This is a genomic window from Mesorhizobium sp. SARCC-RB16n (assembly GCF_008520305.1).
In the GTDB taxonomy this organism is placed as follows: Bacteria; Pseudomonadota; Alphaproteobacteria; order Rhizobiales; family Rhizobiaceae; genus Mesorhizobium.
This window is the reverse complement of sequence record NZ_ML703305.1, coordinates 20,989-27,479: the sequence shown is the minus strand read 5'-3', so window position 1 is coordinate 27,479 and position 6,491 is coordinate 20,989. Positions and strand designations below refer to the sequence as shown.

Sequence of the window (6,491 nt, the reverse complement as noted above, 5' to 3'; positions counted from 1 at the left end):
GCTAACGGGCCAGTTTCCATGCCGATCCTCTCGAGCTCTCCGCCTTTCCCGGCCAGCCAGTCCGCGTCAGGATCGGTTGGAACCTTTCCCTCCGCGACCTTCCGACCGTTCTCGTCGACCACGCAGATGGCGGTCTGTTCCATCGAGACATCCAGGGCTGCATACTTCGTCATGGCAGTTCTCCTTCCTGCGCTTCAGCGCTGACCGATTCATCGACATGATGACATTGGGGAACTGCCGCTCGGATTACGAGAGGCGCCACCCGCGATTACGCTAAGTGGTGTAGCTGGCGGCCTTGGTCGCCGTGCTCTCCGGCGTTGCCGGGCTGATCAGCGTGCCACGGCGGGCAGGCCGATGAGGGGATCATTGTCGCGCTGCGCTTAAATATGAGATTGCGCCGGCTTTTTGTAATCGCTGCACCTAATTAGGCTCTGCCTCAAAGTGTGTGGCGAAGTGGCAGCATTCTTGCCCGAAGCAATTCGGCGCCAGCACGTCCGTACATCGCTCGCTTGAGTGTCTTCAGGCGATTGATCTGGCCCTCGGCTTGGCCATTGCTCCATGGCAGCTCAATTGCTGCGCAGACGGCGTCGATGTCGCGGCGGAGGACCGTGCGAAGCGCATGATGGGAACAAGATCAGAACCGATCGCGTCGTCAATCCAGGCCCCAAGCGGTTCAGGCAGCCTCCCACGCAAGATTCCATTGAAGCCCATCGCCAGTCTGCGCATGGTGGCAAATGGGTGCGATCCCCGCTTCAAGGCATCAACCTTTCGCGCCTGTTGATCACTCAACCGCCCTCGGGGCTTAATGCAGAGTGCCGCGGCCACGACCGGTGAGATCGCATGACCAGTATCCGGGTCTCTGACCGGGCCGAGGTTGATGGCTGTTGTCGTTGGGATATTGGCTGTCGGATCGTCGGCCCGGCGCCACGCTCCGAGCCGCCGCTCCAGGTTCGAACGGCTGCCGGTGTATCCTCGGAGCTTGACATCATGGAACAGGTGCCGTCCGCACCGATTTCCATCCTTCCAGCATTGAGCCAAGAACTTCTCGAAGTACCACGGCGATGTTGGGTTGAACGGCCGTCTTCGCCGATCCGGTGGTGTCTCGAACTTAAGCCATTTCGACACGGTACGCCGTTTGTAACCGGTTCGCCGCTCGATTTCGCAATATGTCAGCCCTTCGTCTCGAAGCGCGTGGATGGTCGCGAACCCTTCGTCTCAGGATTGTCGATGCGCGATACGCGCATGACGCCGATGCGCTGCAGCATCGACGTTTTCCTTCTCAGACAGAATGGACCTTCCGTTTGAGCGCCCTGACAGGTTCATCTGCTCCTCGACCGCCAAACGAAAGTTCTGCACGAGATGGAACCGGTCAGCGACTTGGATCGCCTGTGGAGCACCCCTCGCGAACCGCCTGCGCGTAGAGCCCGCAACGGTCTCGGCTCACGACTCCGATGGAAGGGTTCTTTCGCAACCAGTTTGCGGCGCTTTCGACACTCCGGTCTTCCAGAATGTTGACGACAGACCGACGCTCAAGATCGACAATGATAGTTCCGTAACGCCACGACTTGCGCCAACTCCAATCATCGAGGCCGATGACCTTGGCCGGTGGCGCTGAACCGGCAGCACCGCGTTTCAGATGACGCAAGATTGTATCGTCACTCATCGGCATGCCGAAACGGCGCATCAACCGCTCGGCGGGTCTTCCTCCAGTCGCATGACCCAAGTGTCTGGCAATCTGAACAGCCCTTGTTGTCCTGCGGGCGTGAGGAACCGCAATCGCCCGATCATCATCAGAGAATGTGTTACGTTTGCAGTGCTGGAATGTGCATCGCCAGCGGCTGACGCGAAGTTTTAGAGTCACGGCTTGGCCGTGAGCTGGGTAGTCCATAAGCCGTCTGTGACGCCAACCATGGCGCCGGCGAGACTGGTGCCCGCAATCAGGGCAGACGCCGCCCTCCGGCATCGAAGCGTATACGTTCCAGCCATCGCTAGCCGTTCGCGCAACGCGCTGAACCTTAACGCCCTTGCCTGGAGCCCAGTGCTGCTTCGAATGCATGATGATCCTCGTAAGTTGTGGAACTCACACACTAGTCGCGCCACACACTTTGAGGCAGAGCCCTTAAATATGAGATTGCGCCGACCTCGCGAGAGACAGGTAATTATTCCGGGGTTATGCGGCGGCCTGCAGGAGGGGTGGTTTGGGCTTGAACAAAGGGGGCACGTTCGGCTCTGACTGCCGGAAGCCCGCAAGCGATCGCGAAGCTCACCGTTCAGTTCGGCGGTGCGGACTTGCATCAGCAAATGGGCGCCGCGTAGCGACCAACGCATTTGTTGCTTCTTGACCATAAGCTTGCCGACAAGCGAATTCACAGCTGACTCGGCGAGCGTGGTTGCGACACGAAGCCCTATTCGTTGATGACAAGGTCATGACGGGCTGGGCCGCCTCACGTTTGCGCGAGCGTTCACAGTTTCCTTTGTTCCCATCTACCGCCGCGCGTGCATTCGTGCGCTCCATCCTTCGCGCGTCCATGTCCGATTGAAGACGGCGATGTCGGAAAGCCAACAAGAGCGGCACGGCCATTGCACACAGAAGTTAGCAGGTACGCGTGTTTCTTTCGTACAGCAAGGCGCGCCTGAGATCTTGCAAGTGGCACGCTAATTGCTGGGATGAGAAAGCGGTGCGGATGGTCCAGGAGTTGCCGATGACGCTTGCCCCGATTGATCTTAATGAACGCGCTGATGAGGTTTTTTGCTTGGCGGCGCCAAAGCGGCGAACATCAATGTCGCGGGTGCCGCGAACTTTACCGAGCTGGCGAAGGCGATTATTGCAGCTTTCAAACAGAAAGCGGGCGCATGAGGCCGTGCTGAGCTTTGGCGCAACCGGACGGTTTTTGCAAACCGGTCACACAACGCGCGCCGTTCCAGGTGCTCCTCCGGGCCAAAGACTCTCGCCCGAGGAAAGAGTCGAGCCGTCGCCTCGCGGTTCCACAAAGCCGCTTCAGGCGGGCGCTCGGCACGCCCGTGCTTTGCAGCAAGAGCGTGACTTTCGTGAACGGCGCGACTGCCTTCGTACCTGAGAAAAACCGTAGATAAGCGTCAAAAGGAATTTTGTGGACATGCTGGACGTCATCGGCATTGGGATCGGCCCGTTCAATCTCAGCCTAGCAGCACTGATTGAACCTACTCCGCTTCGCGCACTATTCCTAGAGAAGCGCGAGGCATTTTGCTGGCATCCAGGCCTGGCGGTGCCGAACAGCCAGCTACAAGTGTCGCCACTCAAGGATTGCGTGACCCTGGTAGACCCTACTAGCCCCTATTCTTTCCTCAACTACCTAGCACTGCACGGGCGGCTCTACAGTTTCGTCAACAAACGCAACGCCTCGACGTCCAGGCGGGAGTTCACTGATTATTACCAGTGGGTTGCACGACGACTCCGCACGCTCCGCTTCAGCGAGGAAGTCGTCGATGTTGTTCCCTTTAGGGACGGCTACCGCGTCAACACAAGTACAACTACATACCTCGCGCGCGCTGTTGTGATAGGAGTTGGCGTGGAGCCCAAGATCCCTGGGTGTGCCAGACGGCTGCTCGGTGACACCGTCTATCATGCGGCCGACTATCTCGAGCGGGAGCCACCCTATCCTGACGAGGATGTGCTCGTCGTGGGAGGTGGTCAGAGCGGCGCTGAGATTGTTGAGCATATCCTTACTCGTCCCGTGGGCACCCGGATTACGTGGGTAACGGCGCGCACGAACTTGTTTGCAATGGACGATAACAGCTTCGTAAACGAGGCTTACATGCCCGGTTACAGCCAGCGCTTTCACGCTCTGCCGCTTCGGCAACGCCGTGCCATAGTTGAGCGCGAGAAGCTAACAAGTGACGGCATCTCTGCCGAATTATGCAATCGCCTCTATGAAATGTTGTACGAACGCAGTGTGGATGGCACGCTGGCCGACAGTTTTCGTTTGTTGTCCAGCGTAGTCGTGAAGGACATCGCGGCCCACAACAAGCGTTGGCGAGTAGATCTGAATAGGATCGCTACGCAGCAACATCACAGCATCTTAGTTGATCGCATAGTGCTCGCCACAGGCTTTCAGCCGCGCACCCCGCCCTTCTTGCAATCGCTCCTCGAGGGCGCGTGCATGGAGGATGGCCTGCGGGTGCTCGGCCCGGACTACGCGGTCCGCTTCAATCAGCACATGCCGGGCCCGGTATATTTGCAGAACCAAAGCCTCCTGCTGCACGGATTGCAGAGCGTCAATCTATCACTGGTCGCGTACCGCAACAGCCTCATAATTAATAGCCTCCTCGGACAGCCGTTCTATCTGAATACATCAGATCGGCAGATGCTTGACGGCTATGAAACGCCAGACACATCCGAGGTAGGCGCCGGTCTGGATGCGATGGTATCCACACAGCACATGGCCGCGATCACATGAGCGAAGCATCGTTCTCATCCCCGCGCAGCCGTATTGTTGATACCCCCGTTATAACTGCGGACCAGCTATCTGTCAGGCTGGACTACCGTGCTTTTGGACCATTTTTGATCGCATCGATTGTCATTGCAGCAGCTTACGGCACAAGCTTCCTATTGCCGGACTACATGCAGGCGCTTGGTAAGGATAGTGAAGCCGCAGGTTTTATTATCTCCACCGGCATGGCTGCTACCATCGCGTGCTGTTGCTTGGCAGGCTGGGTGGCAAAGCGCATCGGCGTGATGCCGACGGTGGTCGCCGCCTCGGTAGTCATGGCGCTAGCCATGCTTGTCTTTGCCGGCGCAGTGCTCGATGAGCGAGCGGCTTATGCCGGGGGGCTGCTGATGGGCGCAGGATGGTCAGTGTTCTTCATCCAGTCGCCCCTGCAGATCATTCGCCATCTACGGCCCGCAGCACGTATTCAGTATTTGACTATCTTGTCCGGCTCACAAATGGCTGGGCTCGGCTTAGCGGCTCCACTCGGTCACTTGTTGGCAAAATGCACTGGCTCAATGGCCGTGGTGTACGCAGTGTTCGCGATAGCATGCGCTATCGCAGCCATTTGCGTGGAAGGTACACGACGTGCCATGTTGAACCTATCCGCGGCGCCGATGCCGGATATCGAAATCACAGTGGCCGAGACCACAGCGCTACTTCGAAAATGCACAGCTGCCCCCATCGGTATGATTGCGGTTTCCGCCTGCATTTTCTCGGGGCTATCCACATATCAGAGCGTCTATTCAGCATCACGTCACCTGAACTCCGATTTGTTCTTTCTAGTGTTTACCGCTACCAGCGTGGCGCTGCGCTTCTCACTCGCGCATGTGATAGGCCGCGCGCCCGTTCACCATCTTGCGCTCACCCTCTTCCTAGCTACCGGTGCATCACTGGTGTTGTTCATTGTCAATGCTGGCAGCACCCCGATCTATGTCGCGGCCACGGCACTCTTCGCTGCAGGCTATGGGCTAAGCTATTCCGTCCTGTACGGAATGGCCGTCAATCTTGCTGGAGACCACGGGGTGTCCGTGCCCGTTACCTCGCAGATCTTTTCGCTAGCATATTTCCTCGGATTGTTCGGCTTTCCGTTGCTGGGTGGGCAGTTGATCCGCGGATTTGGTCCCGACGTGATGTTGCTCACGTTATTAGGCGCGACCGCTCTTAATGCGGTGCTGGCAACCGTGCTTCGAGTAAACGCAACAACTGGTCCCTTGTAATTTTACGAAAGGAGCTCGCACATGCTAACCGAAGCACAAAAAGCGAAATGGAATCAGGACGGGTATCTCCGTATCGAAAGCTTCTTCGATGCAGCCACGCGCGACAGGATTTCTAATTTCGTTGAGGAAGTCGCGCGCTGGGATGTATGCCCTGACAAGTGGATGATGTGGTTCGAGAAGACAGCCGACAGCCGCAAGATTATTTCAAAGGCAGAGAACTTCTTGGACTATCATGACGCTCTACGCGAGGCGCTGCTGGCCGATAGCCGCATTCGTACGGCGGTCGAGACGCTACTTGATGAGAACACGCGAATGCTAAAGGAACTTCTGATCTTCAAGTATCCTGACAGCGGCGGATACCGCCCACACCAGGACATTTATCATATTCCACACAAGATACCCGACCGCATGGTGCATGCAGTGGCAGCCATTGCCATCGACGATTCGGATCCTGACAACGGCGGGCTTTTCTTCACGCCAGGTCACCATAAGGAGGGAGTGTTTCCAATGGATGCCGGCGGCGTGATCAATCCAGAGGTCGCCGAGAGCTTCATATGGGAGCCGGTGTCATGGAAGGCCGGCGATGTGTTTATTTTCGACGACTATGCGCCCCACTACTCACTGCCAAATAAGAGCAATCGCTCCCGCCGCACCCTCTATTTAGTGTTCCAGCGCGCATCTACCGATGGTCCAACACGTGCCGAATACAACCGCATGAAGCGCGCCTACAACCCACCAGAAGGCAAGCTGCCGGACCTTGACAGCCTAAAAGTGCCCAACGGCATATTCTATCGCGATTGAGTGC

3 protein-coding genes and 2 pseudogenes are annotated in these 6,491 nt (G+C 57.5%); 3 read left to right on the top strand and 2 right to left on the bottom strand.

The annotated features are described in order from the left end of the window. Positions 1 to 436: 436 nt before the first annotated feature. A pseudogene (locus tag C7I87_RS33225) lies at positions 437 to 1,963 on the bottom strand (ISL3 family transposase). Between the two features lie 284 nt (positions 1,964 to 2,247). Further along, positions 2,248 to 2,412: pseudogene (locus C7I87_RS36300) on the bottom strand (ISKra4 family transposase); the annotation flags it as partial. A gap of 704 nt (positions 2,413 to 3,116) precedes the next feature. On the opposite strand from C7I87_RS36300, the gene C7I87_RS33220 reads away from it, so the two are divergent. The 3 genes from C7I87_RS33220 to C7I87_RS33210 are packed head-to-tail and all read left to right on the top strand — an operon-like array spanning position 3,117 to position 6,487. Next, a complete protein-coding gene (locus C7I87_RS33220; protein ID WP_246696522.1) occupies positions 3,117 to 4,436 on the top strand; it encodes a lysine N(6)-hydroxylase/L-ornithine N(5)-oxygenase family protein in 1,320 nt (439 codons plus the stop codon). Then, complete coding sequence (locus tag C7I87_RS33215) at positions 4,433 to 5,686, top strand: MFS transporter (protein WP_149908167.1); 1,254 nt, start codon at positions 4,433 to 4,435, stop codon at positions 5,684 to 5,686. Before C7I87_RS33220 ends, C7I87_RS33215 begins: the two co-directional genes overlap by 4 nt. 21 nt (positions 5,687 to 5,707) lie before the next feature. Then, entirely contained in the window at positions 5,708 to 6,487 is a 780-nt protein-coding gene (locus C7I87_RS33210) for a phytanoyl-CoA dioxygenase family protein (protein ID WP_149908166.1), read from the top strand. Positions 6,488 to 6,491: the final 4 nt, after the last annotated feature.

Excerpts from the sequence above, each read along its gene's own strand:
- C7I87_RS33210 (WP_149908166.1), top strand. The coding sequence starts at position 5,708 with ATGCTAACCGAAGCACAAAAAGCGAAATGGAATCAGGACGGGTATCTC.
- C7I87_RS33220 (WP_246696522.1), top strand. The coding sequence starts at position 3,117 with ATGCTGGACGTCATCGGCATTGGGATCGGCCCGTTCAATCTCAGCCTA.
- C7I87_RS33215 (WP_149908167.1), top strand. The coding sequence starts at position 4,433 with ATGAGCGAAGCATCGTTCTCATCCCCGCGCAGCCGTATTGTTGATACC.